The organism is Streptomyces sp. NPDC088745, assembly GCF_044751045.1.
Lineage (GTDB): Bacteria > Actinomycetota > Actinomycetes > Streptomycetales > Streptomycetaceae > Streptomyces > Streptomyces cremeus.
Genome location: NZ_JBIVLB010000001.1, coordinates 498,327 through 523,754 on the forward strand (window position 1 = coordinate 498,327; position 25,428 = coordinate 523,754).

Consider the following 25,428-nt stretch of genomic DNA (forward strand, 5'->3'; position numbering starts at 1 on the left):
TCACGACCCTACCTGAAAACGATTGTCACCTAGCGGGCGGCGATCTCCGCGACGGGCAGCTCGAAGTGGACGATGCCCTGCCCCCCGCCGGGCAGCTTCCGCTCGTCGCAGACCTCGGTCGCCAGCGAGCGCCAGAACGGCTCGGCGCCCGGAACGGCGGGGTCGGTGTGCAGATAGACCGCCTCGTACCCGCCGGCCTTGACGACAAAGTCGCACAGTTCACTCACCAGCGCGCGGGCGAGCCCGTGCCGCCGGTGTTCCGGGCGGACGTAGATCCGGCACAACTGGGCGGTGGTCCCGGACGGGAAGCGCTCGGCGACCCATTCCGGATTGGGCGGCGCCTGGGGCCCCTGGTCGCGGACGGCCCCGGTGGCGACGATCCCGCCGTCCTTCTCGACCACCAGGAGGGTGCGCCGCTCGGGGCGCAGATACGTTCCGTCGGGGTCGATGATGTCCGCATGCCAGCGCGGGACGTACCCGGACCCCAGGTCGCGGTAGACGGTGTCCAGCATGACGGCGCGGGCCCCGCCGACGTCCTCGGGGGTCGCGGGCCGCAGCACGTATCCGGCGGGGACGCCGGTCCTGACCTCGGTCGTCGCCGTCACCGTCGGCCTCCACTCCTGTCGCACGCCTTGCCGTACCAGCGTACGTGCAAGGCGTGCGCAAGAGCGGAACGGGAGGTTCAGCCGCACCGGGCCCGCGGCCTCAGGCGCGGTGGACCAGCGCCGTGGCGATCGCCGCGAGACCCTCGGCGCGCCCGGTGAGCCCGAGCCCGTCGCTGGTCGTCCCGGACACCGAGACCGGCGCGCCGACCGCCGCGCTCAGCACCTTCTGGGCCTCCTCGCGCCGCTTGCCGATCTTGGGCCGTACGCCCACGACCTGCACGGCGACGTTCCCGATCTCGAAGCCCTCGGCCCGTACGATCCGGGCCGCCTCGGTGAGCAGCGTCACCCCGGACGCGCCCGCCCACTCCGGGCGCCCCGTCCCGAAGTGCGCCCCGAGGTCGCCGACCCCGGCGGCGGAGAACAGCGCGTCGCAGGCGGCGTGGGCGACGACGTCCGCGTCCGAGTGCCCGGCCAGCCCGAACTCCTCGTCCGGCCAGTGCAGTCCGGCGCACCACAGCTCGCGGCCGCGCTCGAAGGCGTGGATGTCGGTCCCGATGCCGACCAGCGGCATGACCGGCCTGTTGTCCTCAGAAGCCATCGTTGGCCCTCCTCCGTGCGAGTACCGCCTCGGCCAGCACCAGGTCCAGCGGCCGGGTCACCTTGAACGCCTCTTCGTGCCCGGGCACCACCACGACCGGCCGGCCGAGCCGCTCGACCATACCGGCGCAGTCCGTGGCCCCGTCCCCGGCGGCGGGGACGGTCGCGTGGGCGTGCGCCAGCACGGCGCGGTCGAAGCCCTGCGGCGTCTGCACGGCCCGCAGCAGCGCCCGCTCGGGCGTCGCGACGACCGGTTCCGGCGTGCCGTGCGGCCTCGGCTCGACCTGCTTGACGGTGTCGGCGAGCGGCAGCGCGGGCACCACGGCGACGGCCCCGTCGCGTACCGCCTCGACGACCGCGTCCACGGTGTCCACCGGGACGAGCGGCCGTGCCGCGTCGTGCACCAGTACGGCGGCGATGTCGTCCGGCAGCGCCTCCAGGCCCAGCCGCACGGACTCCTGGCGGGTGTCGCCGCCGGGCACGACCAGGAACTCGGTGCGCTCGGGCAGCGCGTGCTCGTACTCGTCGAGCAGGCTCTTGACCTCGCCCGCACCGTCGGCGGGGGCCACCACGACCACCAGGGAGACGTACCGGGAGGCGGCCATCGCGCGCACGGCGTGCACCAGCATGGGGGTTCCGTTGAGGGTACGGAGCGCCTTGGGGGCGCCGGGGCCCAGGCGGACACCGCGGCCGGCGGCCGGGATGACGGCCGCGGTGCGGGTGGGGCGCGCGGGGTTCGCGGCGGTGTCCGCGGAGCTCGCGGCGGGGCTCTCGCGGGGGCTTTCGGAGGGCGCAGAGGGGTGTTCGACTGTCATGGACTACTCCGGAGGTTTGTGTCCTCGTCCCCCATGGGTATGGCCACAGCGAGCCGGGCGCGACGCCCTGACCGGACCCCTTCCGTGACAGTCGGACGGGGCGGCGCATCGGCAGCGCGAAAAAAAACCGCATGCGGGATCAGGCGCGGGGAACGTAGAAAGAAGAATGCCGCGGTGTCCGAACGGCCGACTGCGGACACAGTCGGTCGCCGGGCACCACGGCATCACTCACACCATCAACGCACGCACCCGGGTGCAGCCGGGCACGTGAACAAACGGTTACGACGCGAGAACCTCGTCCAGCAGGGCCTCGGCCTTGTCCTCATTGGTGTTCTCCGCGAGCGCCAGCTCGCTCACCAGGATCTGGCGTGCCTTCGCGAGCATGCGCTTCTCGCCGGCGGAGAGACCGCGCTCGCGCTCACGACGCCACAGGTCGCGCACTACCTCGGCGACCTTGATCACGTCGCCCGAAGCGAGCTTCTCCAGATTCGCCTTGTAACGACGGGACCAGTTCGTGGGCTCTTCCGCGTACGGTGCGCGCAGCACCTCGAAGACCCGGTCCAGCCCGTCCTGGCCGACCACATCGCGTACACCGACGAACTCCGCATTGTCCGCAGGCACACGAACAGTCAAGTCGCCCTGGGCGACCTTGAGCACCAAGTAGGTCTTGTCCACGCCTTTGATCTGACGAGTCTCAATGGCCTCGATCAGCGCGGCCCCGTGATGGGGATAGACCACGGTGTCGCCAACCTTGAACGTCATGTGACAGGTACCCCTTCCGTGGCTATCCAGAGTAACACGGAAACTGCTTGTTCTGAATGGCGTTTCCGCAGGTCAGGGCATATCTCGGGGCTTGACAACTACGACAGGAACGTGCTGCGGAGGCCTTCCGGAAGACGGTATTCGCAGGTGGGAGCGGCTGTGCGGGCGACGAGAAACGTGTACGTTACGCGCACCACAGAGCCCCGCGGAGCGCCCGAAAGTCCCGGTTTGCCGGGTTCCACGAGGTGAACTTCACCTACTCCGTTCGGAGATCGGTCACCCGTCCGGCGGCAATGCGGGCCAGCTCCCCGCCCACTGCGCGCCAATCCCGAATTGATCACGGTCTCCTTGATCAATTCCGTGGGCAATATCCCGCCATTGAACGCTGTACGAATTCCGCCAGCCGTTCGCGGCCGCGCGGGGACGGCGACCGCCGGGGCCGATCGGGACCGCCCCGGCACGCCGACCGGCGCGGGGGGCGGGTCGGGTGCGGAGGCGGGTCGGCGAGTCGATAACCTAAGCCGGAATCAAGTCCCCCCGTCCGTAACGTCCAAGGAGTTGCCGCCGCCGTGAGCCGCAGCCTTCGACGCGGCACCCTCGCCGCCACCGCCCTCGCGTTCTCGATCGTCTCGCTCGCCGCATGTGGCGCCGGCAACGACGCACAGACCCTGCAAGTCAAGCCGGACAACGCCGCGATCTCCGTCGACAACGGACAGATCAAGATCCAGAACGCGCTGGTGATCACCCAGCCGCTGGACGAGAAGACCAAGAAGGCCGGCGAGGGCGACGCCGTGGTCTCCGCGACCGTCTTCAACGACGGCGACAAGCCGCAGACCCTGGACTCCGTCAAGCTCGGCGACTCCGCCGCCCAGGTGAAGCTCACCTCCGGCAAGGCGCAGGGCGGCAAGCCCGGCCCGATCACCGTGCCGGCCGGCGGTTCCGTGATCATCGGCGGCAAGGACAACGCCTCCGCCGTCGTCGCGAACGGCAGTGAGGCCGAGAGCCCCCAGCTCGGCAAGGCGCAGCCGGTCACCTTCTCCTTCAGCGAGACCGGCGACGTGACGCTGAAGGCGTTCGTCGTCCCGGCCGTCGGCCACTTCGAGGGCTTCGGCCCGGACAAGGTCCCGGCCGCCCCGTCCGGCACCCCGTCCCCGACCGGCTCGCCCTCGGGCACCCCGGCCTCCGGCGCCCCGACCGGCACGCCCGCCGGTTCGCCCTCGGGCACCCCGGCGAAGAACGGCGCCGCGAAGAACACGCCGCCGGCCAACGGCGCGGCCACCGGCGCGGGCACGGCTCGCTGACGCCGCCGCAGCCGTCCGTACGACGAGGGGCCCCGCCGGAATCGGATTCCGGCGGGGCCCCTCGTCGTACGCGGTACGCGGTGCGCGTGCGGCGGTGGCACGCGCACGGGAGTCGTACGCGCCCGGCGGTCGTGCGCGTGCGGCGGTTTACGGCTCGAACTTGTAGCCCAGGCCCCGCACCGTGACCAGGTAGCGCGGGGCGCCCGGGTCCGGCTCGATCTTGGCCCGCAGGCGCTTGACGTGGACGTCGAGGGTCTTGGTGTCGCCGACGTAGTCCGCGCCCCAGACCCGGTCGATGAGCTGCATGCGGGTCAGCACGCGGCCCGCGTTGCGCAGCAGCATCTCGAGCAGGTCGAACTCCTTGAGGGGGAGGTCGATCTTGGCCCCGGCGACGGTGACGACGTGCCGGTCGACGTCCATCCGTACCGGACCGGCCTCCAGGGCGGCCGGGGTGACCTCCTCCGGTTCGCCCCGGCGGCGCAGGACGGCGCGGATGCGGGCGATCAGCTCGCGGGAGGAGAAGGGCTTGGTGACGTAGTCGTCGGCCCCTATCTCCAGGCCGACGACCTTGTCGATCTCGCTGTCCTTGGCGGTCACCATGATCACGGGGACGTTGGAGCGCACCCGGAGCTGGCGGCAGACCTCGGTGCCGGGCAGGCCGGGCAGCATGAGGTCCAGGAGGACGAGGTCGGCGCCGTTGCGCTCGAACTCGTCGAGGCCGTCGGGGCCGGTCGCCGCGATCGCGACCTCGAAGCCCTCCTTGCGGAGCATGTAGGACAGGGCGTCGCTGAAGGATTCCTCATCCTCGACGACGAGCACTCGGGTCACGGAAGGACCTCCGGGGCAGGGGTGATCTCACGGATGGGGGTCTTGTGCGCGGGGTCGGCGGCGGCCGGGGCTTCGTCGTCGAAGCCCTCGACCGCGTCGGCGTCCCCGGGCCCGACGAGGGGACGGCCGGGGGTGTGCTCCACCCTGGTCTCGCGGACGGAGCCCGCTTCGGGCAGCCGCAGGGTGAAGGTGGAGCCCTGTCCCTCGGAGCTCCACACGGTGACCTCGCCGCCGTGCGAGGCGGCGACGTGCTTGACGATGGCCAGGCCCAGGCCGGTGCCTCCGGTGGCGCGGGAGCGGGCCGGGTCGACGCGGTAGAACCGCTCGAAGACGCGGTCGCGGTCGCGTTCGGAGATGCCGATGCCCTGGTCGGTGACGGCGATCTCTATGAGGTCGCCGCCGACGGCGGGCACCCGGCGGGCGGCGACGGCGACCTTGGTGCCGGCCGGGCTGTAGTTGACGGCGTTCTCCACCAGGTTGCCGAGGGCGGCGGCGAGCTGGCCGCGGTTGCCCCAGACGTGCAGGCCGGAGGTGCCGCCGGCCTGCATGGCGATCTGCTTGGTGGAGGCCGTCTGGCGGCTGCGGTCGATGGCCTCGGCGACCAGCTCGTCCACCCGTACCGGTTCGGAGTCCTCCAGCGGGTCGTCGTTCTGCACCCGGGAGAGGTCGATCAGCTCCTGGACCAGGGAGGTCAGGCGGGTCGCCTCGATCTGCATGCGGCCGGCGAACCGGGTCACCGCCTCCGGGTCGTCGGAGGCGTCCATGACGGCCTCCGACAGCAGGGACAGCGCCCCCACCGGGGTCTTCAGCTCGTGGCTCACGTTCGCGACGAAGTCGCGTCGTACCGCTTCGATGCGACGGGCCTCGGTGAGGTCCTCCACCAGGAGCAGCACGAGCCGCGAACCCAGTGGCGCGACCCGGGCGGACACCGCCAGCGCCTCGCCGCGACCGGTGCCCCGGCGCGGCAGGTCCAGCTCGACCTGGCGTATCTCCCCGTCGCGGCGGGTGTCGCGGGCCATGTGGATCATCGGCTCGACCGCCAGCTTTCCGCCTCGGACCAGGCCCAGGGCGTACGCCGCCGAGCTGGCCTTCACCACGTTGTCGCTCTCGTCGAGCACCACCGCGGAGGAGCGGAGCACGGAGAGGACGGTGTCCACTCCCGGCGGCAGCGTGGCGTTCACCTCGGGGCGCACGGCGGCGCGGGTGGGACGCTTCTGTTCGCGTTCGCTCCAGCGGAACGCCAGCATGGCGATGATGCCGGTGCACAGTCCGGCTATCGCTGCTGCTGCGGCCACTGCCGCGTTCACGTCCATGTGCACAAGGTTATGCCTGGTCACCGACACTGCCCCAAGCGAATGGGTGCGGCCTCGAACGTTCGTCGCCCAGAGTTCACCAAGGGGATGGGGGTGGTTCACTTCGGCGGCCGGAACCGGACGCGTATCGGACGGATGGTGGGAGGGTGGGGACCGGAGCCCCGCCAGACCCCGGAAGACACCGGCCCGCTCCGCAGTGGAGCGCGCCGCTCTCAGAAAGCAGGAACCCCCATGCGGGACGCGTACCACGAGGAACTGGACTCGATCGGTGAGGACCTGGTCGAGATGGCCCGCCTGGTCGGCTCTGCGATAGGGCGCGCCACGACCGCCATGCTGGACGCCGACCTGAAGCTCGCGGAGAGCGTCATCGCGGCCGACCAGAAGGTCGACGACCTCCAGCACGACCTGGAGGCGCGCGCGATCGCCCTGCTGGCCCGCCAGCAGCCGGTCGCCACCGACCTGCGCATCGTCGTCACCTCGCTGCGCATGAGCGCCGACCTGGAGCGTTCGGGCGACCTCGCCCAGCACGTGGCGAAGCTGGCCCGGCTGCGCTTCCCGGCCACGGCCGTGCCCAACGACCTGCACGCGACCATCCTGGAGATGGGCCAGCTCGCCCAGCGCCTGATGGCGAAGGCGGCGGAGGTCATCATCACCAAGGACGTCGACCTGGCCCTCCAGTTGGAGCAGGACGACGACGAGATGGACCTGCTGCACCGCACGCTCTTCACGCACCTGATGGACGACCGCTGGAAGCACGGCATCGAGACCGCCGTCGACGTCACCCTCCTCGGCCGCTACTACGAGCGCTTCGCCGACCACGCGGTCTCGGTCGCCAAGCGCGTCGTGTACCTGGTGACGGGCGAGCACGCGGACGACGTCCAGGCGGCGCAGGAGAACACCGCGCAGGCGTGACCGGACGAGCCCGTGCAGGACACATCGACACCCGTGCTTCCGCGCGCTGTTGATGCGCCCGCCGATCGGGCATGCAATGGGTGGGGGGAGACCGCCCGTCTCTCCTGCCGTGCCTTCGGGCATCGGGCCAGTGATCCATCGAGCACCCGAGGAGATCCCATGGCCGACACCCCCGCCACGACCGACACCCCGCCCGAGCCGGGGGAAGTGACCCGCCTGCCGCTGCTCGGCGCCTGCGGCTGCGGCTCGGGCTGCGGCTGCGGCTGCCAGTCCGGCGCACCGTGCCAGTGCGGCGGCTGCTGCGGCTGACCGTCACGCGGTACGCACGGAGGGCCCGCCTGCCACGGGCGGGCCCTCGTCATGTCGCGCGCGTCGGCGGCGGCGCGGTGTCCTCGTCATGTCACGCGCGCGTCGGCGGCGGCGCGGTGTCCTCGTCATGTCACGCGCGCGTCGGCGGCGGCGCGGTGTCCTCGCCGCGTCCGTAACGCCCTGCCGGACCGCCTCAGCCCCGTTCCTCGCGGCGTCGCCGCCACCGGTCGGCCGCCCACCCGCCGCCCACGGCGGCTCCGGCGGCGGCGGGCCAGGTCACTGCGTCGGGGACGCCCAGGGCGGACAGGAACAATCCGACCAGTCCGCACGCGGCCAGGGCCCCGGCGATCCACACGGCCATCCGCAACTGGCCGTGCAGCCACTGCCGGTACTCGGGTTCCGGGCTCATCCGGCTGCTCCCCTCCGACGACGACCACCGCCGCACCCGCGTACCCGCCCCCGACGGTTTCAGTACGGCCGGCCGCGCCCCCGGAACGGCGAAGAGCCCCCGGCCGCGGAAGTCCGCTGCCGGGGGCTCCTCGCGTACGGGAGGGGGCTACTTCTTCTTGCCCTGGTTCTTGACCGCCTCGATGGCCGCGGCGGCCGCGTCCGGGTCGAGGTACTTGCCGCCCTTGGTGAGCGGGCGGAGGTCGGCGTCGAGCTCGTAGTAGAGCGGGATGCCGGTCGGGATGTTCAGGCCGGAGATGTCCTCGTCGGAGATGCCGTCGAGGTGCTTGACCAGGCCGCGGAGGCTGTTGCCGTGCGCGGCGACCAGCACGGTCTTGCCGTCGAGGAGGTCCGGGACGATGCCGTCGTACCAGTACGGCAGCATGCGCTCGACGACGTCCTTGAGGCACTCCGTGCGGGGGCGCAGCTCGGAGGGGATGGTCGCGTAGCGGGGGTCGTCCGACTGCGAGAACTCCGTGCCGTCCTCCAGGACCGGCGGCGGGGTGTCGTACGAGCGGCGCCACAGCATGAACTGCTCCTCGCCGAACTCGGCGAGCGTCTGCGCCTTGTCCTTGCCCTGGAGGGCACCGTAGTGGCGCTCGTTCAGGCGCCAGCTCCGGTGGACCGGGATCCAGTGGCGGTCCGCGGCCTCCAGCGCGAGCTGCGCGGTGCGGATGGCGCGCTTCTGGAGGGAGGTGTGCAGCACGTCCGGGAGGAGACCGGCGGCGGTCAGCAGCTCACCGCCCCGCACTGCTTCCTTCTCGCCCTTGTCGGTGAGGTTGACGTCCACCCAGCCGGTGAACAGGTTCTTCGCGTTCCACTCGCTCTCGCCGTGGCGGAGGAGGATCAGCTTGTACGGTGCGTCGGCCATGCGTACGAGCCTAATGGACATTCCGGGAACCTCGCGCGTGCGGGCGCGCGGGGATGGATTGACGGTCCGCGTCAAATGAATGGCGGGCCGGAGACGGGCTTACGTAAGGTTCGGTTAATTGCCGAGCCACTTACACCACTTGCATCCGGGGGGATGTCCATGTCCGCGACAGGTCTGCGGCGCGCCGTGCGCGAGAGCGTCTCGGGGCTCCCCCGGGAGTTCTGGTGGCTCTGGACGAGCACGCTGGTGAACCGGATGGGGGCGTTCGTCGCCACGTTCATGGCGTTGTACCTGACGCTGGACCGGGGGTACTCGGCCACCTACGCCGGACTGGTCGCCGCCCTGCACGGGCTCGGCGGGGTGGTGTCGTCGCTGGTGGCCGGGGTCATGGCGGACCGGCTCGGGCGGCGGCCCACCATGCTGGTCGCGCAGGTGTCGACGGCGCTGTCGGTGGCGCTGCTCGGGTTCATGGAGCATCCGGTCGCCATCGCCGGGGTCGCGTTCCTGGTCGGCATGGCGTCCAACGCCTCGCGGCCGGCCGTGCAGGCGATGATGGCCGACATCGTGAAGCCGACGGACCGGGTGCGGGCCTTCTCGCTCAACTACTGGGCGATCAACCTGGGGTTCGCGATCTCCTCGACGGGCGCCGGGTTCCTCGCCGAGTACAGCTACCGGGCCGGTTTCCTCATCGAGGCCGCCATGACGCTGGTGTGCGCGGTCGTCGTCTTCGTGAAGCTGCCGGAGTCGCGGCCCGAGCGCACGGTCCAGCAGAAGGCGGACGAGGCGGGCGTCGGGCTCGGAACCGTACTGCGCGACGGGCGCTTCATGAGCGTGGTGGGGCTGTCGTTCCTGGTGGCGCTGATCTTCCAGCAGGGGTACGTGGCACTGCCGGTGGCGATGGGGACGGACGGGTTCTCCAGCTCGGACTTCGGGACGGCGATCGCGGTCAACGGCGTGCTCATCGTGGCGCTCCAGATCCCGGTCACGCGCTTCATCGAGCACCGGGACCCGCGGCGGCTGCTGGTCGTGTCGTCCCTGCTCGCGGGGTACGGATTCGGGCTGACCGCCTTCGCGGGGTCGCTCGGGGTGTACGTCCTGACCGTCTGCGTGTGGACCCTGGCCGAGATCGTCAACTCGCCCATCCAGACCGGGCTCGTGGTGCGGCTCTCGCCGGTGCACGGGCGGGGGCGCTACCAGGGGATGTACACGATGTCCTGGGCGGTGGCGGCGCTGGCGGCCCCGCTGCTGGGCGGTTACGTCATCGACCGGTTCGGCAGCGCGTGGCTGTGGGGCGCGTGCGCGGTGATCGGCATGGTGGCGGCCGCCGGGTACTGGCTGCTGATGCGGGGGCTGCCGGCGGACGCGGAGCCCGAGGTGGAGCAGGTCTCCGTGCCGGAGGGCGGCGCGGCGGCGAAGGCGGGGGAGGTCGCGCCGGCCGCGTAGGTCCTCGTATCGGGTGGCAGCACGCGAGGAGTCGCCCGGGGAAGTGCCCGTGGAGAAGACCCGTCCGGGACGCCCCGGGCCGTCCGGCCGGGGTTCGTCACACGGGCCGGCCGGCTCGTACGGCGGCCAGGGCAGAGCGAGGGCGGGATCAGGTGCGCGGCCGGGTCAGGTGGGCGAAGGCGTCCAGGTTGCGGGTGGACTCGCCGCGCGAGACGCGCCACGCGTACTCCTTGCGGATGGCGGACGCGAAGCCCAGCTCCAGGAGGGTGTTGAAGGGGCCGTCGGCGGCCTCCAGGACCGAGCCGAGGAGGCGGTCGATCTCGTCGGGGGTGACGGCCGCGAGGGGGAGCTTCCCGGCGAGGTAGACGTCGCCGAGGGAGTCGACGGCGTAACTCACGCCGTACAGGCGGAGGTTGCGCTCCAGGAGCCAGCGGTGGACGGCCTCGTGGTTCTCGTCGGGGTGGCGGATCACGAAGGCGTTCAGCGAGAGGGAGTGCCGGCCGACGATGAGGGAGACCGTGGTGGAGAGCTTGCGGGTGCCGGGGAGGGTGACGACGTAGGAGCCGGGTGCGGGGTTCTCCCACTCCAGGCCGGCGTCCTTCAGGACCGCTTCGAGGACGTCCCGCGCCGCTTTCTCCGCCTGCTCAGCTTTGTCAGCCATGGTGCGAGCGTACGTGACGGCGGTGTTCGTGCACCGCCGCGGTGTAGACGTCCGCGGTGGCCGCCGCGGCGGTGTCCCAGCCGAAGGCCTGCGCGTGCCGGGCGGCGGCGGCGCCCATGGTGTCGACCAGCTCGGGGTGGTCGATGAACCGGCGCAGCGCCCGGGCGTACCCGGCCGGATCGTGGCCCGCTATGAGGAAGCCGGTCTTCTCGTCGCGCACGGCGACCGGCAGGCCGCCGACGGACGCCGCGACGACCGGGGTGCCGGTGGCCTCGGCCTCGATGGCGACCAGGCCGAAGGACTCGCTGTAGGACGGCATGACGAGGGCGGAGGCGGCGCGGAACCAGTCGGCGAGGCGGTCCTGGCCGACCGGCGGGCGGAAGCGGACGACGTCGGCGATGCCCAGGCGCGCGGCGAGCTTCTGGAGCTTCTCGGGCTTGGCCAGGCCGCTGCCGCTGGGGCCGCCGACCACCGGGACGACCAGCTTGGTGCGCAGGCTCGGGTCCTCGGCGAGGAGGACGGCCACGGCCCGGAGCAGGACGTCGGGGGCCTTCAGGGGCTGGATGCGGCCCGCGAAGAGGGGTATGAAGGCGTCCTGCGGCAGGCCCAGGCGGGCGCGGGCGGCGGCCCGGCCGTCGCCGGGGCGGAACCGGTCGAGGTTGACGCCCGGGTGGACGACGGCGACCCGGGCGGGGTCGGCCTCGTAGAAGCGGACCAGTTCGTCGGCCTCCTCGGCGGTGTTCGCGATGAGGCGGTCGGCGGCGCGGACGATCTGGGTCTCGCCGATGACACGTGCGGCGGGCTCGGGGGTGTCGCCCTCGGCGAGGGAGGCGTTCTTGACCTTGGCCATGGTGTGCATGGCGTGGACCAGGGGCACGCCCCAGCGCTCGGCGGCGAGCCAGCCGACGTGGCCGGAGAGCCAGTAGTGGGAGTGGACCAGGTCGTAGTAGCCGGGGCGCTGGCCGGCCCAGGCCCGCATGACGCCGTGGGTGAAGGCACAGAGCTGGGCGGGCAGCTCCTCCTTGGCCAGGCCCTCGTACGGTCCGGCGTCGACGTGGCGGACCAGGACGCCGGGGGCGAGCTCCACGCGGGGCGGCAGGCCGCCGGTGGTGGCGCGGGTGAAGATCTCGACCTCGATGTTGATCGCGGCCAGGCGCTTGGCGAGCTCGACGATGTAGACGTTCATGCCGCCCGCGTCGCCGGTGCCGGGCTGGTGCAGGGGTGAGGTGTGCACGCTGAGCATGGCGATGCGGCGCGGCTTGCGGGGCGTGCCGGGCAGCCGCAGGCGCGGCGGGGTGGCCGCGGCCAGTGTGCCGGTGAGTCGGGAGACGTACTGGCTCACGTCGACGGTCCTCTCGGCTGACTGCGCGGGCATGCCGAAGGGGGGCGGTGCCGCCCTTCCGAAGGTCGAGAACAGCGGAACGTTCTGTTCCATTTCCACTTTGCCAAATCATTGCCGTACGGGTCGGCGCGTTCCGCGCGCTTTAGGATTTCGTCCATGGCCTCCCGCACCGCTTCCCCGCGCCCCGTCGGCGCCGTCACCCGCGGGACCACCAACCCGAACCGGCTGCGGCGCATGGACCGCTGGATCGCCGCCGTGCACGGGCAGGCCCTGCGGCGCACGGACGGGGCGGTGGCCGTCGACCTCGGGTACGGGGCCGCGCCCTGGACGGCGGTGGAGCTGCTGGGGCGGCTGCGGACGGCCGCGCCGCGGGTGGAAGTGACCGGTGTCGAGATCGAGCCCGCGCGGGTGGCGGCGGCGAGGCCGTACGAGCGGGACGGGCTGACCTTCCGGCACGGGGGCTTCGAGGTGCCGCTCGACGGCGGGCGGCGGCCGATGCTGATCCGGGCGGCCAACGTCCTTCGGCAGTACGACGAGGAGCAGGTGGCCGCCGTCTGGGCGCGGCTGCGCGGCCGGCTCGCCCCGGGCGGGCTGCTGGTCGAGGGGACCTGTGACGAGATCGGGCGGCGGCACGTGTGGGTGGCGCTGGGGGCGGAGGGGCCGCGGACGGTGACGTTCGCGGCGCGGCTGGCGTCGCTGGAGCGGCCGTCGGACCTGGCGGAACGGCTGCCGAAGGCGCTGATCCACCGGAACGTGCCGGGCGAGCCGGTGCACGCGTTCCTGCGGGACTTCGACCGGGCCTGGGCGGCGGCGGCGCCGTTCGCTTCGCTGGGGGCGCGGCAGCGGTGGGTGCGGGCGGTACGGGACCTGGCCGCCGACTGGCCGGTGACCGGCCCCCACTCCCCCACCGGGCACGCCCCGGCGGACGGGGAGCGGCGCTGGCGGCAGGGGGAGGTCACGGTGCGGTGGGAGGCGCTGGCGCCGGTGGGGTGGGGGTAGGGAGTGCCCTGGGGGCGCCGAGGGGGTCCGGAACGCCACGTACCGGTGGACGCGGAACACCACGCACCAGCGGCCCGGAACGCCACGTACCGGTGAATAACGCGGGACTTTTCGCCGCGGGGAGCTTTTCGGGGAACGGGATTTCGATCTCGTTCGTCGGACGGGATGTGCAGGGAAGGGCCGGAAGGTTCTCGGGGGTTGTGAGGGGACGCTGTTGCGGCCTCTGTCGCTTTCGCGGCGGGCGTGGCAGCATCTCGGCAGAGTCGCCAGGTTACTGACGGTAAATCAGATGTCGTGCCGGTCGCAGGGACCGGGCACGGAACTCGTTCCGGGGGGAGCTCGTGTACCGACGCCGCAGCAGCAGCCGTGCCGCGGACAGCAGGGCCGGCGGTCTTCGTGTCACGACCGCCCTCGCGCTGGCCTGCGCGCTGAGTGTGCTGGTACTGCCGGGCCAGGCGATGGCCGTGCCCGAGCCGCCGTCCGCGCCTGGTGGGAACGCGAGTCTCGAACAGGTACGGAGAGAGATCGACGAGCTCTACCGCAAGGCCGCGGTCGCCACCGACGCCTACAACCTCGCCGAGGACCAGGCGCAGGGGCAGTCCGGCGAGATCGTGAAGCTGGCACGGACGATCGTGGCCGGCGAGCGGAAGATCAACGAGCTGAAGGACCGGCTCGGCGCGCAGGCCCGCGCCCAGTACCGCACGGGCGGGGTGCCGCAGAGCGCGCAGCTGATGCTGAGCGGGAGCCCGGACCTCTTCCTGCGCGGCGCGGGCCGCATGCAGCAGGGGCAGTCGGCGGTCAAGAACATGCTGGACGAGCTGCACCGCACGCAGGAGGACCTGCGCACCTACTCCAAGGACGCCAGTACCCAGTGGACCAGGCTGGAGGCGAACCGCAAGAACAAGGAGAAGGCGCGCAAGGAGATCAAGAAGCAGATCGACGCCGCCGAGAAGATCGAGTCCCGGCTGGCCGGCAAGGACCGCGACCGGCTGCTGGAGCTGGAGCGCGACGCCCAGCAGCGCGCGCAGTCCGCCTGGGTGGGCTCCGGGGCGCTGGGGGGAGGCGGCGGCGCGGCGACGCAGCAGGGCAAGCAGGCCGTGGACTACGCGATGGCCCAGCTCGGCGACCCGTACGTGTGGGGCGCGGAGGGCCCGTACGCCTTCGACTGCTCGGGGCTCACCCAGCAGGCGTGGCGAGCGGCGGGGCGCGGGATACCGCGGACCTCGCAGGAGCAGTGGCGGCTGCTGCCGAGGGTGCCGGTGTCGCAGATGCGGCCCGGGGACCTCATCGTCTACTTCTCCGACGCGAGTCACATCGCGATGTACCTGGGCAACGGCTCGATGGTCCACGCCCCGCGCCCGGGGCGGAACGTGACGGTGGCGGGCGCCGGCTCGATGCCGATCCTGGGGGTCGTACGGCCCGGCTGAGGCGGGGACCCGCTCCTCGCCGGGCGGGCGTCCCCACCCATGGGAGCGCGTGATCTTTGTCATGGGAACGAGTTCGCGGCGACCGCCCTCGGGCCCCCGCCGGAACCCGGTCATGCCGGGCCGCAAGCGGTGAAAACTCCCGGCATATGACCCGGGCGGATTCGTGAACGGCATTCCGCTCGTCCGCCGGGTACCGCTAAGGTCCCCGTTTGGCGGGGCGTCGCCCGGCGTCCCACCGCCCTCGGGGGGAGGGAAGGAACCGAACCGATGCCCGTACCCATACCGCGGCAGAGAGCAGTGCCCGCCGTGGAGAGCGACGGACGGGGCGGCTCTTCGCAACCCGCCGAGCACTCCACGCCCCAGCAGCCGGCCGACCTCACGCTGCTGGTCGTCGAGAACGACCCCGCCGACGCCGTCGCCGTCCCCGACCTGCTCGACCGGGACACCGCGAACGGCGGCCGGGTCCGGGTGCGCACCGCCCGCAACCTCACCGAGGCCGCCCGTCTGCTCACCGACGACGTGCACTGCATCCTGCTCGACCTGGCGCTGCCCGGCTGCGGCCAGTGCCCCGAGTGCGCCGAGCCCGGCCACGCGCTGGGCGCGCTGCACGACGTCCTGCGGATGGCCCCGCACCACGCGGTGCTCGCGCTCACCCCGTCCGACCGCCCGGAGCACGCCGCCGACGCGGTACGGGCCGGGGCGCAGGACTACCTGTTCCGCGACGAGCTGGACGGGCGGCTGCTGAGCCGGGCCATCCGGTACGCGGTGGAGCGCAAGCGCGCCGACACCGCCTCGTACAAACTGGCCGAGTCCCGGCTGCACGCGCAGGAGAACGCCCGCCTGGAGCGCGGACTGCTGCCCACGCCGCTCCTCGAAGGCTCGGACCTGAGGTTCGCCGCCCGCTACCGCCCCGGCCGCTCCCGGGCGCTGCTCGGCGGGGACTTCTACGACACCGTGCGCACCCCGGACGGCACGGTCCACGCGATGATCGGCGACGTCTGCGGTCACGGCCCCGACGAGGCGGCGCTCGGCGTCGAACTGCGCATCGCCTGGCGGGCGTTGACCTTCGCGGGCCTGTGCGGGGACGAGCTGCTCTCCACCCTCCAGCGGGTCCTGGAGCACGAGCGCGAGAGCGAGGAGATCTTCGCGACCCTCTGCACGGTCGACATCGCCCCCGACGGCCGCCGCGCCGGTCTTTGCCTGGCCGGGCATCCCGCGCCGCTGATCGCCCGGCAGGGGCAGCTCGCGCAGCTCATGCCGTTCGACGGCGGCGGCCCGGCGCTCGGCCTGCTGCCGCACGCCCGCTGGCCGCGCAGCCAGGTGCAACTGGGCGGGGCCTGGAGCCTGTTGATGTACACGGACGGCTTGATCGAGGGCAAGATCGCGGGCCCGGACGGCTCGGGCCGCCCCGGGCGGCTCGGCCAGGACGGCATGGTCGCGATGATCAACCGGCAGTTGGCGGACGGCCTGCGCGGGGACGAGCTGCTCGAAGCCGCCATGACGCGCGTCCGCGAGCTGAACGGCGGCGAACTCACCGACGACGTCGCCCTGTTGCTCCTGGACCGGGACCGCGGCGAGACGGGCGGCAGGGTTCAGCGGCCGCCGTTGTAGGGCCCGTACGGTCCGTCGCTGCTGCTGCCGCCGCTGCGCCGGCCGCCGCCGGAGACCTGACGGAGTGCGGGACGCACGTCCACCAGGAAGACGATCGACGCGACCAGGCCGGCGATCTGGAGGAACAGCATCGGCACCAGCAGGTTCACCACCGCGGTGATGCCGAGGATGATCAGCCAGAAGTTCTTGGACTGCTTGTCCGCGGCCCGGTAGGCGTCCGCCCGCGCGGTCGCCGCCATGACGAGCGCGACCACCGCCGTGATGAGGAAGACCCAGCCGACCACGAACATCAACGTGGCATCGAATCCCGTACGCAACATTTCGAGCACCGCCTCATCGGTTTGACCGCCTGGTGAACGCCCCGCGTGACCGCTTCGCGCGACCGGCCTGCGCGATGGCCCCGCGCGGACGCGCCACACGAACGGGCCGCGCGAACGCACTGCGCGAACGCATTGCGCGAACGCCCTGCGTGATGGCCCTGCCCAAGGTACCGAAACGACGGGCCGGACGCCCTCGCGGCGACGCGGCCCGTCGTGTCCGGTCCGTGAACCGGGCTGTTACTTCTCCTCGGCGGCCCCGGCGAGCCCACCGGCCGGGCCCGCCTTCTTGGCAGCGGCCTTGCGGGGCGCCGGGGTCTTCTTGGCCTGGGCGTCCTCGGCCGTGGCCCCGCCGACGACGCCGGCCTCGGCCTCCACGACCGGCTCGGCCTTCACGACCGGCTCGGGCTCCACGACCGGCTTCGGCTCCGGGTCCGGCTCGACCGCGACGGCGATCTCGTTGATCTCCTCGGCGGCCTCGCCGCGCCACTGCTTCACGGCCTGCTCGCCGTGCTCGGCGACCCTCTCGTACGTCTCACGGGCCTTGACCGCGTACTCGGCGGCCACGCCCACGCCGCGCAGGGCGAGGTCCTGGGCGGTCTCGCCCAGCTTCTTCAGGTCGGTGTCGAAGGAGCCGACGACCTCGGAGAACTTGGCCTGAAGGGTGGCCTGCGCGCCCTTGGCCTGCGACGTCACCTTCTCCTGGACGACCTTCGGGTCGGTCTGGCGCACCTTCCCGAAGCGCTCCGGCGCCTCGTCGGCGAGCTTCTTGGCCTGCCGTGCGGCGAGGTCGGCGGTGCCGGCGAAGAAGTAGAGGGGGGTGGGGTCGGTGAGGGTCTTTCGCAGGTCATCGCTGATGGCCATAACTGGGGTCCTCCCGGATCGCATTCAGTGTGAGGGTGTCGCTTCACTGCCGGAACCGCGGTCGCCGGGGGCGTCCTCGTTCGCACTCTCCGCCGCGTTCTCCTTGCGGAAGGACTCGTAGATCTGGAGCAGCACCTGCTTCTGCCGCTCGTTGATCAGCGGGTCGGCCAGGATGACGGCGGGCGTCTCCAGCTCGTCCCGGTCCTTCTCGTCGAGGATTCCCGCCTGCACGTACAACGTCTCGGCGGAGATCCGCAGCGCCTTCGCGAGCTGCTGGAGGATGTCCGCGCTGGGCTTGCGCAGGCCACGTTCGATCTGGCTGAGGTACGGGTTGGACACCCCGGCCGCATCGGCGAGCTGCCGCAACGAGAGCTGCGCGCTGCGGCGCTGCTCCCGCAGGTACTCCCCGAGGTTGCCGACGTTCAGTGAAGCCATGCCCCGATGGTGCACCCCTCCGCTAACTTTTGCAAGCATCCGCTTGCAAAAGTGGTCCACGCCACGGAGCGCGGCTGAGACAACCGTCCGCCGTCCTGTCTCTGCAATATGTAGGCAGTCCCGTTCTTCTGTAGGCATGCATGGCTGGGTCCCGGTCATGCGTAGGCAAGTTCTGGGGTGTTCCGGTCTTGTGTAGGTACGGCGGTCTTGGCGCTTCTACGGTCGAAGTGGCTGGTCGGCGGCCGGGAGACGCTGGTCATACGCCCGCGCGGCAAGCCGGTCGGGGTGCACCAACTGCTCGGAAGACCGAAACAAGTCGCCGTGCGGCAGGCGGTCCTGGATCACCGACCCTGTGACGTGGGCCTGAGTGGACAACTATGGATGCGGCGGCTGATCGGGAAGCTGTACCGGATGCGGCTGACCGAGGAGGTAGGGGTGGGCAAGTACCTGAAGCGGTGGGGGCTGTCCTTCCAGCGCCCGGACAAGCGGGCCTTCGAGCAGGACCGCGAGGCCGTGCGGCACTGGCACCAGGAGACCTGGTCGGAGATCCGCGCGAAGGTGAAGGCGGCGAGATCCTCTTCGCCGACCAGGTCGGCATCCGCTCCGACCAGGTCATCGGCTGCACTTGGGGCAAGAAGGGAAAGACCCCCGTCGTGTAGCGACCGGCAACCGGTTCTCGGTGAACGCGATGTCGGCGATCAGCACCAAGGACCGGATGCACTTCATGGTCTTCACCGAGAGCTTCACCGCTGAAGTGATGTGCCGCTTCCTGGGCCGGCTCTCCGGCCACTTCGACCACAAGGTCCACCTCGTCGTCGACGGTCACTCCACCCACCGTTCCAAGAAGGTCCGCAACTGGCTTGCTGCCCACCCCGACGACGTCGAGCTGCATTTCCTGCCCCCGTACTTGCCAGAGCTGAACCCCGACGGGCTGGTCAACGCCGACTTCAAGCACAGCCTGCCCAAACAGCACCGAGCCCGGAACCAGGTTGAACTCGCCGCCGAGACCCGCCGCTTCTTCCACAGACGCCAGCGTCAGCCGCACATCGTCCACGGCTGCCTCGGCGGCTGCACGTCCGCTACGTCCCAAACGAGAACCCCATGAGTTTCTGATCAATACGGCTGCGCACGACAGGGGTCCCATGACAGGGTTAGACCATGGCAGAGCTATCTCCTCAGCAAAGATCTATTCAATCCATCTACGCCTGGTACAGCGAAAATAAGCTGTGGGTTAATCGCCGCTACCAGCGAAAGCTGGTTTGGACCTTGACTGAGAAGCAGAAGCTGATCGAATCAGTACTCAAAGAGTACCCAATTCCCGCAATTCTGCTAGCAGAACGAGATGGGGGGGGAGTATGAGGTAATCGATGGACTGCAACGACTGCACACCATTACCTCTTTCATCGAAACTGCCTTCGCTACACTGGATGATAAATATTTCGATGTGGCTCAGTTCGTTACGGCGAAAAATCGAGCGGAAGAGGATGACGCTTTCTCTGTCGCCGTCGGAAAAACTTTGGCATCTCGCGAAGTGGGTGCATTTCTCGACTATTCAATTTCCGTATCGGTCATGCGCGGAGCGACCGACGCCGAGATCGATGACGTCTTTGCAAGGATCAACACCTAAGGCCACAGGCTTAGCGACCAAGAACGCAGACAGTCAGGTGCTCAGGATGAATTTTCAACGCTGGTTCGCGAACTTTCTTGCGACGTCAGAGGCGACGCGTCAAGTGATGTCCTAAGCCTGGAAAAGATGCCGTCCATTAGCATCGACCTTCCCAAGACGAAGCACGGGTATGAGGTTGCTGCCGAAGAGGTCTTCTGGGTCGAGCAAGGGATTCTTAGGTCTACCGACCTGCGGGACTCAATGGACGAACAATGCATCGCAGATATCGCAGCATCCGTCATCGGAGGAGATCTAGTAGAGAGGTCGAAGGATGCCCTCGACCAAGTCTACGAAAGCGGATCAGATCGAAATCGCCAACTAATCAGTGCACTCGACGCCTATGGCGCAGAGAGGTTCTCTGCCGAGTTCAAACTCTGCATCGACGAGATTCGTGCAGTCTGTGCTGATTCCGACGCGAGCAAGCTGCGGTCGATTATCTTCTCAAAGAGGACCACAAACCCCTTTCCTGCCGCCTTTGCGGTGCTCTTCATTACGTTTCACGAACTCCTCATCGGAGAGAACCAGAAGATCGCAAATTATCATGGAGTAAAGTCCGCCATCACCGATCTTGATAAACGGATCGAAACCAGCCGCCGCTCAACGGCGCCGACCGAGCGACGAAAGAATGTCGAGACGATCAAGGGTCTAATTCGCCCTCACTTCGTGAAGAGCGAACCTCGGGATATCTTCGGCGATCACACCACGACCGACATCGACTCCATTATCCGACGCTCGGAAATCGAAGCTCCTCACTATGAACTGAAGCAGGGAATGCTGCGACTGCACGGAAAACGAGAGATCGACCCGAATATCATCGATAAAGTTATGCGGACTATCTGCGCGATCGCCAATAACGGAAAGAATAGGGCAGGAACGATCCTGATTGGATTGGCAGATAAGGAGGCAGACGCAAATCGAATCGTTAGCCTGGACAGAGTGACGCCGCGCAAGGTGGGTCGGCGCTTCGTCGTGGGAGTTAATAGGGAAGCAAAATCTCTCGGTGAGACCCCTGAGCGGTACGCGGCCCGTTGGAAGGAAGCTATTCGCACATCCGGGTTGGACGATGGCCTTAAGGGTTCAGTGCTGGCAAGTTTGACCCATTCGGATTCCTACGGTCTCGGCGTGATCGTGATTCGAATTCCCGAGCAGCAGAAGGTATCTCTCTTCAGCGGCAAAGCATACGTAAGAGAGGGCGACGAGACTGTTGAAGTAGCGGACCCTGCGCTTCTGCTTGAGCTGCCTCAGCGTTTCATCTGAATCGCTTTCCGTTTTCATCGCGTGGGAACCATGGCGAAGTGGGCTCAGCAGCAGAAATCTTGATTTTTTTCAGCAGGTTGATTCAAAGATTGCCGCAGTATGCACGGCATGCGTGACGACATATTCTGCAAGGTAATATCACAATCGAGCCGCCTAAAGTATCAGAGGCCGCGCAGCGGGGGCAATCAATGATTAGTCAGCCCACTTATTTCTACATTCCGCCAGACATTGAGGCAGGACTAATCGGCGGCGACCTTATTCAATACGGAGGCATCGTCCGCAATCAAATGGGACAGATTGTCAAGCACTTGAAAGAACTCCCCCTGCCCTTGAGTAACCAAAAGGTAGCTGTGCATGTAGCAGGGATGCTTAAAAATTCGCGTATCCTCATCCCGACCGCCGTAGTGGGTACATTAGTCGCGGGAGCAGCCGTCATTGCCGTCGCGAAAAAGCGCAGGCAAAACAGAAAGCCTCAAGTGCTGGAGTACGCCCAAAGTTACAACGACTCATTGGTTACTTATGTGGAAGCAGTTCATGAAGGACGCCTTGAACTGAAAATCATCGATCTGCTCATCGCCGACTTGGATGCCGCCAAGACGTATTCTAACGAAGGCGACAGTATCACCTTTGACTTTTCGACTAATCAGGCGGAGATGCTGGTTAACATCGTGGTTGATTATACGAGGCAACTAGCCGAAGCGAACTCCGTTGACTTGGACGAGCTTCAGGGAGTAGCACCGGCTTCCGAGAACGATGCTGTTGTTGACCTGCGTCGCTATTTTGAAGCCCAGAGGAAAATTTTCACTGAGGCTGCATAGTCCAATTATTCTGGGAGGGGACTCACTAATTGCAACGGATCCGCCGCCCCAAGGAGCGTCGTGAGGATAGGTCAGTCAACTGGGGTTAGAAGCCATGCCTTCACGCCTCTTCTTTGTCTACTGAGCGCAGACGAGAGCCTAGCCCAGCAGACAACTACCTACGCATGAGCGGGACGGGATAGGTGGTGCCTGACCCGTCCAATCGTAGGCACCGCAGGTCAAAGTCTCACCCTGCCCACAGTTATATGGAACAGGACAACAGTCGACACTTCGCGGCGCTGGTCGGCACCGGGTTCCCGACTTCCTCCCTGTCATACCCGTCGTGCAGGATCTCCCGCATGGCGACTGCTGCTGACTACATGTGGTTCGAGGAAGACTTCCCGGACCTCGCCGAGTCCTACTGCGTCACCCTCGTGCACGACGTGACCCCTCACGAGCTGGTGCGCAGGTTGAAGGGCCGGCCCGAACCCGAGGTCACCGGGAGCACGGCACTCGTCGACACCGCATACGACCTCTGGGGCCCCAGCATCACGCGGACGTACTTCGGAACGACGATGCTCGGGGCCTGGACCGTCATGATCGAGCCCAACGGCTGGCACGGAGTGAACGAGGCGAAGGCCCTTCCCGCATCGGTGGGCACCCGCTGGATCTCCCACTACGACAACGCGAACGCCAACAACGACGGTGCGTTCTTATGGGCCGAGGACACCGAGCTGCGACTCCACTTCGAACTCCGCGATGCCGGCTACCGTTCCGGTACCCGCGCCGACGACCTCCTCGAGGAGATCCGCCACCTCGGCTTCGCCTTCCCGGAAGAGCCGACCGATACGGACGCCGACCTGGCCGTGCCGGCCGCCTTCGCGCTCGCCGAGCACCTCACCGGCCTCCGCGTCACTCCGACCCTCCTTCGAGACACCTCCTTCGTCTGCGGCACCGCCGAGGTCTGCTGAAGTCGACCCACCAGGGCACGCCGGGTCAGACGCCGGTCCTCATGCGTCGCTGACCGTACGGCGCCGACCTGGCCGGATACCACCAAGTCCCTTGCGCGGTTCGGGCAGGTCGCGTCGCCGAAGACGAAAGCCGGCGCCTCGGCGACCGGTCACCCCTCAGTGACGGCCTTCCCGCGGCCACGCGGGCCACGGCCGCATTCCACCGCCGCTTCCCGGTGCAGGCGCCCCACGGGGCATCAGTCGCGCGTGGCTCAGCACGACCATCGAAGCCTCAACCGGCATTGAAGCCCTCCCGCCCCAGAAGCCTCCGTCGCGGCCGTACTGGGACAGCGCAGCCGCGACGGAACTGCGTACACAGGGCCCGGCGTCCATCCCTGACATACAAGATCACGGATGACGACGGAGCCCCGGGACATGACAGCCACTCGATACCTCTACCTCGCCCGGCACGCTGAGGCGTCGGCGGACGAGACGACCCTGACGGACAGCGGCCGCCGACAAGCTGTTCTGCTCGGTGAAAGGCTCCGGAGCACCCCCCTTGCGGCGATACACCACGGGCCGCTGCCCCGGGCGCAGCAGACGGCCCAGTTGATCAGCGCACACCTTGACGCCGTCCCGCTGCGCCAGTCGGAACTGGCCGGCGACTACGTCCCCCACCTGCCCACGAAGGAGGAGCTGCCGCCGGATTCAGCCGAAGCCATGCTCAGCTTCCTCGCTCAGGTGCCGGAAGAAGAGCGCGACCGGGGTCCAGCACTGGCCCGGGAAGCACTCGCAGAATTCACGGGCCCGGTCGACGGCGATCACCCCCGCCATGAACTGGTCGTCACCCACAACTTCCTCATCGGATGGCTGGTCCGAGCCGCCGTCGACGCGCCCGAGTGGCGCTGGATGGGCCTCAACCACGGCAACGCGGCTCTGACGGTCATCCGCTACGCGCCTGGCAGGCCGTCCTCCGTGCTCCTCTACAACGACATGCGGCACCTGCACGCAGAACTGCGCTGGACCGGCTTCCCGCCCGAACTCCATGTCTGACCAAGAAGGCCGGTGCCGGGGCGCCGGGCAACCGGCTTCCCGGCTGCCCAAGTACCCTCCCCCTGACCGAGCTCGCGGTATTCAGACGAGTACGTGTGCCAGTGATCTGCCTGAGGGGGCTGCGTGGTGAAGGCATGGATGATCCGGGCCGGGGCTGACGGTGAACGCGAGGACGCCTCGCTCAGTGAAGGCCTGACCATCGCTGGCTGGCCCGAGGTCGGTGACCTCACCCACTGCTCGTCCTGGGATGACCTCCGCACGGAGATCGACAAGGCCTATCCACGCGAAAACCCGCGGGTCCTGAGCAACTGGCAAGGTCAGTTGTGGCGCTTTCGTGCCGTTCTGACTCCTGGGGACATCATCGTGCTCCCTCTGCAGACCGGCAGCGTTGCGATCGGGTACCTCACCGGCGACTACCAGTACCGGGCGGACTCCCCCCCCGGGTTGCGCCACGTACGTACCGTCGCCTGGAGCCGTACCGACGTACCGCGCTCCGAGTTCCGTGCGGACCTGCGTGCCACGCTCGGCTCGCTCCTCACCGTGAGCGAGTTGCGCCGTCTCGACGCCGCGTCCCGGCTCGCTGCCCTCGCCGATGGCAAACCTGACCCGGGAAACCCCGACGCTCCCGAGCACTTGAGACTCCTGGAGGGCCCCGCCGCCCTCGCCGAGAAGGTGGCTGAAGCAGCCAAGGGCCGCCCCACAGAACTTGCCGTACGCGACTTCCTCAGCATCTGGGACGTCGTGAGCCGCTCGTCCAAGGCCATCGCCGCCATCCGGCGTGATCTGGCTGAGTTCGGCCTTTCGACCGTCCCGCCGTTCACCGAGGTCCCGATCGACCACACCATCCGTATCATCCCGATCGGGCAGGCCCCGGAAGCCGAACGGCAGCTCATGGGGCAGGAGACGGGCGCGCTCGAATTGGAAACCGTAGAGCTTGACGATCCAGGACCTGAGCTCCTCGACGTTCCCGACGAAGAGACCGCAACCGATGCTGAGACAGCGATCGGCGCTGGGGAGGAAGGCGATGAAGACGAACAGCAGACTCCGCGAACAGCCCCGGTGGTGGTGACGGTGGGACGGCTTCCCTCGGCCCGCAGTCACCTGAAATCGGTCCGGTTGTCCGACCCACTGAACCTCGCCATAGAGCTCATGTCCGAGCACTCCTTCGACCAGCTACCCGTTCTTGACGATGACGGCCATCTGCGCGGCTCCATCACCTGGCGGGAGATCGGCGCGACGAACCGCCCCACGAACGCGCTCGTCAAGGACGCTGCCGTTCTGAAGGTCCGATCAGTACGCACCGACGACCCGTTGGTGGACTGCCTGGTCAACGTCGCTGACCATGGCTGCGTGTTCGTCGTAAACCCGGATGGAAGCCTGTCCGGCATCGTGACAGGGCACGATTTGGCCCACCGGTTCGAGCAGGAACTGCGGCCCTACGCACTTCTGGAGGAACTGGAGCGCCGCCTGCGCCGCGCCCTTGTCCTCGCCCTGCGCCGGATCAAGGAGACGACCGGTGAGTACGGCCTGCCGGGCGATCCGACCAGAATCCAGAAACTCGTCACGGAGGGGATGGACTTCAAACATTACGTGCAGTTGTTGAAGCGTCCCGATGTGTGGGAGGCAACGGGCTGGCAGTTCCCTCAGACGCGCTTCGCCGAGCGCTTGGACCGAGTCAGAACGATCCGCAACAAGACGATGCACTTTCACGAGATGGATGACGACCGCGCCAGCGCCGTCGAAGAAATCCGCGTCGCCCTGCAGATGCTCAAGACGGTCCAACCGCAGGCCTGACCGCCACGGCGAAAGCCAAGCTCACCGGGTCCTCCGTCATCAGCGCGCCCGA

General features: G+C 68.8%; 27 protein-coding genes and 1 pseudogene. 15 read left to right on the plus strand and 13 right to left on the minus strand.

Annotated features, from left to right (window positions below; translation table 11 throughout):
- Nucleotides 1–29: 29 nt before the first annotated feature.
- The 4 genes from ACIP93_RS02195 to ACIP93_RS02210 all read right to left on the minus strand — a co-directional run bounded on the left by ACIP93_RS02195 (nt 30) and on the right by ACIP93_RS02210 (nt 2,779).
- A complete protein-coding gene (locus ACIP93_RS02195; protein ID WP_345221436.1) occupies nt 30–605 on the minus strand; it encodes a GNAT family N-acetyltransferase in 576 nt (191 codons plus the stop codon).
- 100 nt (nt 606–705) lie between these two features.
- Complete coding sequence (ispF, locus tag ACIP93_RS02200; protein WP_345221433.1) at nt 706–1,203, minus strand: 2-C-methyl-D-erythritol 2,4-cyclodiphosphate synthase; 498 nt, start codon at nt 1,201–1,203, stop codon at nt 706–708.
- On the minus strand, nt 1,193–2,017 hold the full coding sequence (gene ispD, locus ACIP93_RS02205; protein WP_401754707.1) for a 2-C-methyl-D-erythritol 4-phosphate cytidylyltransferase: 825 nt from the start codon (nt 2,015–2,017) through the stop codon (nt 1,193–1,195). The genes ispF and ispD overlap by 11 nt, the downstream gene beginning before the upstream one ends.
- Nucleotides 2,018–2,296: 279 nt before the next feature.
- Nucleotides 2,297–2,779 carry a CarD family transcriptional regulator gene (locus tag ACIP93_RS02210; RefSeq protein ID WP_003953493.1) on the minus strand — a complete coding sequence of 161 codons (483 nt, stop codon included), beginning with the start codon at nt 2,777–2,779 and terminating at the stop codon, nt 2,297–2,299.
- Nucleotides 2,780–3,348: 569 nt separating this feature from the next.
- On the opposite strand from ACIP93_RS02210, the gene ACIP93_RS02215 reads away from it, so the two are divergent.
- Nucleotides 3,349–4,080 (plus strand): DUF461 domain-containing protein, encoded by a 732-nt coding sequence (locus tag ACIP93_RS02215; RefSeq protein ID WP_345221428.1) that lies wholly within the window; start codon nt 3,349–3,351, stop codon nt 4,078–4,080.
- A gap of 147 nt (nt 4,081–4,227) precedes the next feature.
- Here ACIP93_RS02215 and ACIP93_RS02220 read toward each other — a convergent pair whose 3' ends face one another.
- Together ACIP93_RS02220 and ACIP93_RS02225 are read right to left on the minus strand one after the other, a co-directional pair.
- Nucleotides 4,228–4,908, minus strand: a complete 681-nt coding sequence (locus ACIP93_RS02220; protein WP_189822183.1) for a response regulator transcription factor — start codon at nt 4,906–4,908, stop codon at nt 4,228–4,230.
- Nucleotides 4,905–6,221 (minus strand): ATP-binding protein, encoded by a 1,317-nt coding sequence (locus ACIP93_RS02225; protein ID WP_345221423.1) that lies wholly within the window; start codon nt 6,219–6,221, stop codon nt 4,905–4,907. The genes ACIP93_RS02220 and ACIP93_RS02225 overlap by 4 nt, the downstream gene beginning before the upstream one ends.
- Nucleotides 6,222–6,452: 231 nt before the next feature.
- On the opposite strand from ACIP93_RS02225, the gene phoU reads away from it, so the two are divergent.
- Together phoU and ACIP93_RS02235 are read left to right on the plus strand one after the other, a co-directional pair.
- Nucleotides 6,453–7,133 (plus strand): phosphate signaling complex protein PhoU, encoded by a 681-nt coding sequence (gene phoU / locus ACIP93_RS02230; RefSeq protein WP_345221420.1) that lies wholly within the window; start codon nt 6,453–6,455, stop codon nt 7,131–7,133.
- 159 nt (nt 7,134–7,292) lie between these two features.
- On the plus strand, nt 7,293–7,442 hold the full coding sequence (locus tag ACIP93_RS02235) for a hypothetical protein (RefSeq protein WP_345221418.1): 150 nt from the start codon (nt 7,293–7,295) through the stop codon (nt 7,440–7,442).
- Between the two features lie 193 nt (nt 7,443–7,635).
- On the opposite strand, the gene ACIP93_RS02240 is transcribed toward ACIP93_RS02235, so the two are convergent.
- Nucleotides 7,636–7,851 carry a hypothetical protein gene (locus tag ACIP93_RS02240; RefSeq protein WP_345221415.1) on the minus strand — a complete coding sequence of 72 codons (216 nt, stop codon included), beginning with the start codon at nt 7,849–7,851 and terminating at the stop codon, nt 7,636–7,638.
- Between the two features lie 147 nt (nt 7,852–7,998).
- Nucleotides 7,999–8,760 (minus strand): phosphoglyceromutase, encoded by a 762-nt coding sequence (locus tag ACIP93_RS02245; RefSeq protein WP_401754713.1) that lies wholly within the window; start codon nt 8,758–8,760, stop codon nt 7,999–8,001.
- Between the two features lie 159 nt (nt 8,761–8,919).
- On the opposite strand from ACIP93_RS02245, the gene ACIP93_RS02250 reads away from it, so the two are divergent.
- Nucleotides 8,920–10,203, plus strand: a complete 1,284-nt coding sequence (locus ACIP93_RS02250; protein ID WP_401754715.1) for an MDR family MFS transporter — start codon at nt 8,920–8,922, stop codon at nt 10,201–10,203.
- Between the two features lie 148 nt (nt 10,204–10,351).
- On the opposite strand, the gene ACIP93_RS02255 is transcribed toward ACIP93_RS02250, so the two are convergent.
- A complete protein-coding gene (locus ACIP93_RS02255; protein ID WP_345221409.1) occupies nt 10,352–10,864 on the minus strand; it encodes a YbjN domain-containing protein in 513 nt (170 codons plus the stop codon).
- Nucleotides 10,857–12,206 carry a D-inositol-3-phosphate glycosyltransferase gene (gene mshA / locus ACIP93_RS02260; protein ID WP_401754718.1) on the minus strand — a complete coding sequence of 450 codons (1,350 nt, stop codon included), beginning with the start codon at nt 12,204–12,206 and terminating at the stop codon, nt 10,857–10,859. Before mshA ends, ACIP93_RS02255 begins: the two co-directional genes overlap by 8 nt.
- A gap of 156 nt (nt 12,207–12,362) precedes the next feature.
- Here mshA and ACIP93_RS02265 point away from each other — a divergent pair, with 156 nt between their 5' ends.
- From ACIP93_RS02265 to ACIP93_RS02275, 3 genes are all read left to right on the plus strand, one after another.
- Nucleotides 12,363–13,205, plus strand: coding sequence for a class I SAM-dependent methyltransferase (locus tag ACIP93_RS02265; RefSeq protein WP_401754721.1), 843 nt, complete (start codon nt 12,363–12,365; stop codon nt 13,203–13,205).
- 458 nt (nt 13,206–13,663) lie between these two features.
- Entirely contained in the window at nt 13,664–14,632 is a 969-nt protein-coding gene (locus ACIP93_RS02270; protein WP_401755630.1) for an NlpC/P60 family protein, read from the plus strand.
- 267 nt (nt 14,633–14,899) lie between these two features.
- Nucleotides 14,900–16,243 carry a PP2C family protein-serine/threonine phosphatase gene (locus ACIP93_RS02275; protein WP_401754724.1) on the plus strand — a complete coding sequence of 448 codons (1,344 nt, stop codon included), beginning with the start codon at nt 14,900–14,902 and terminating at the stop codon, nt 16,241–16,243.
- Here ACIP93_RS02275 and ACIP93_RS02280 read toward each other — a convergent pair.
- From ACIP93_RS02280 to ACIP93_RS02290, 3 genes are all read right to left on the minus strand, one after another.
- Nucleotides 16,225–16,563: a DUF2516 family protein gene (locus ACIP93_RS02280; protein ID WP_345221399.1), complete on the minus strand. Its 339-nt coding sequence runs from the start codon at nt 16,561–16,563 to the stop codon at nt 16,225–16,227. The genes ACIP93_RS02275 and ACIP93_RS02280 overlap by 19 nt on opposite strands.
- 237 nt (nt 16,564–16,800) lie before the next feature.
- The gene (locus ACIP93_RS02285; protein ID WP_401754727.1) at nt 16,801–17,424 is read right to left on the minus strand and encodes a hypothetical protein; all 624 of its coding nucleotides are present in this window, start codon (nt 17,422–17,424) and stop codon (nt 16,801–16,803) included.
- 24 nt (nt 17,425–17,448) lie between these two features.
- Nucleotides 17,449–17,859, minus strand: a complete 411-nt coding sequence (locus ACIP93_RS02290) for a helix-turn-helix domain-containing protein (protein ID WP_401754730.1) — start codon at nt 17,857–17,859, stop codon at nt 17,449–17,451.
- 222 nt (nt 17,860–18,081) lie between these two features.
- Here ACIP93_RS02290 and ACIP93_RS02295 point away from each other — a divergent pair.
- The 8 genes and pseudogenes from ACIP93_RS02295 to ACIP93_RS02330 form a co-directional block, all read left to right on the plus strand.
- Nucleotides 18,082–18,972 (plus strand): annotated as a pseudogene (locus ACIP93_RS02295) (IS630 family transposase); the annotation flags it as partial.
- A gap of 45 nt (nt 18,973–19,017) precedes the next feature.
- Nucleotides 19,018–19,218, plus strand: a complete 201-nt coding sequence (locus ACIP93_RS02300) for a DUF262 domain-containing protein (protein WP_401754733.1) — start codon at nt 19,018–19,020, stop codon at nt 19,216–19,218.
- A complete protein-coding gene (locus ACIP93_RS02305) occupies nt 19,202–19,486 on the plus strand; it encodes a hypothetical protein (protein WP_401754736.1) in 285 nt (94 codons plus the stop codon). The genes ACIP93_RS02300 and ACIP93_RS02305 overlap by 17 nt, the downstream gene beginning before the upstream one ends.
- Before the next feature lie 126 nt (nt 19,487–19,612).
- A complete protein-coding gene (locus ACIP93_RS02310) occupies nt 19,613–20,782 on the plus strand; it encodes an RNA-binding domain-containing protein (protein WP_401754739.1) in 1,170 nt (389 codons plus the stop codon).
- Nucleotides 20,783–20,970: 188 nt separating this feature from the next.
- The gene (locus ACIP93_RS02315; RefSeq protein ID WP_401754742.1) at nt 20,971–21,600 is read left to right on the plus strand and encodes a hypothetical protein; all 630 of its coding nucleotides are present in this window, start codon (nt 20,971–20,973) and stop codon (nt 21,598–21,600) included.
- Between the two features lie 338 nt (nt 21,601–21,938).
- Complete coding sequence (locus tag ACIP93_RS02320; protein ID WP_401754745.1) at nt 21,939–22,550, plus strand: DUF6461 domain-containing protein; 612 nt, start codon at nt 21,939–21,941, stop codon at nt 22,548–22,550.
- A 414-nt stretch (nt 22,551–22,964) separates the two neighbouring features.
- Nucleotides 22,965–23,582 carry a histidine phosphatase family protein gene (locus tag ACIP93_RS02325; RefSeq protein WP_401754748.1) on the plus strand — a complete coding sequence of 206 codons (618 nt, stop codon included), beginning with the start codon at nt 22,965–22,967 and terminating at the stop codon, nt 23,580–23,582.
- Between the two features lie 123 nt (nt 23,583–23,705).
- On the plus strand, nt 23,706–25,376 hold the full coding sequence (locus ACIP93_RS02330; protein ID WP_401754751.1) for a CBS domain-containing protein: 1,671 nt from the start codon (nt 23,706–23,708) through the stop codon (nt 25,374–25,376).
- Nucleotides 25,377–25,428: the final 52 nt, after the last annotated feature.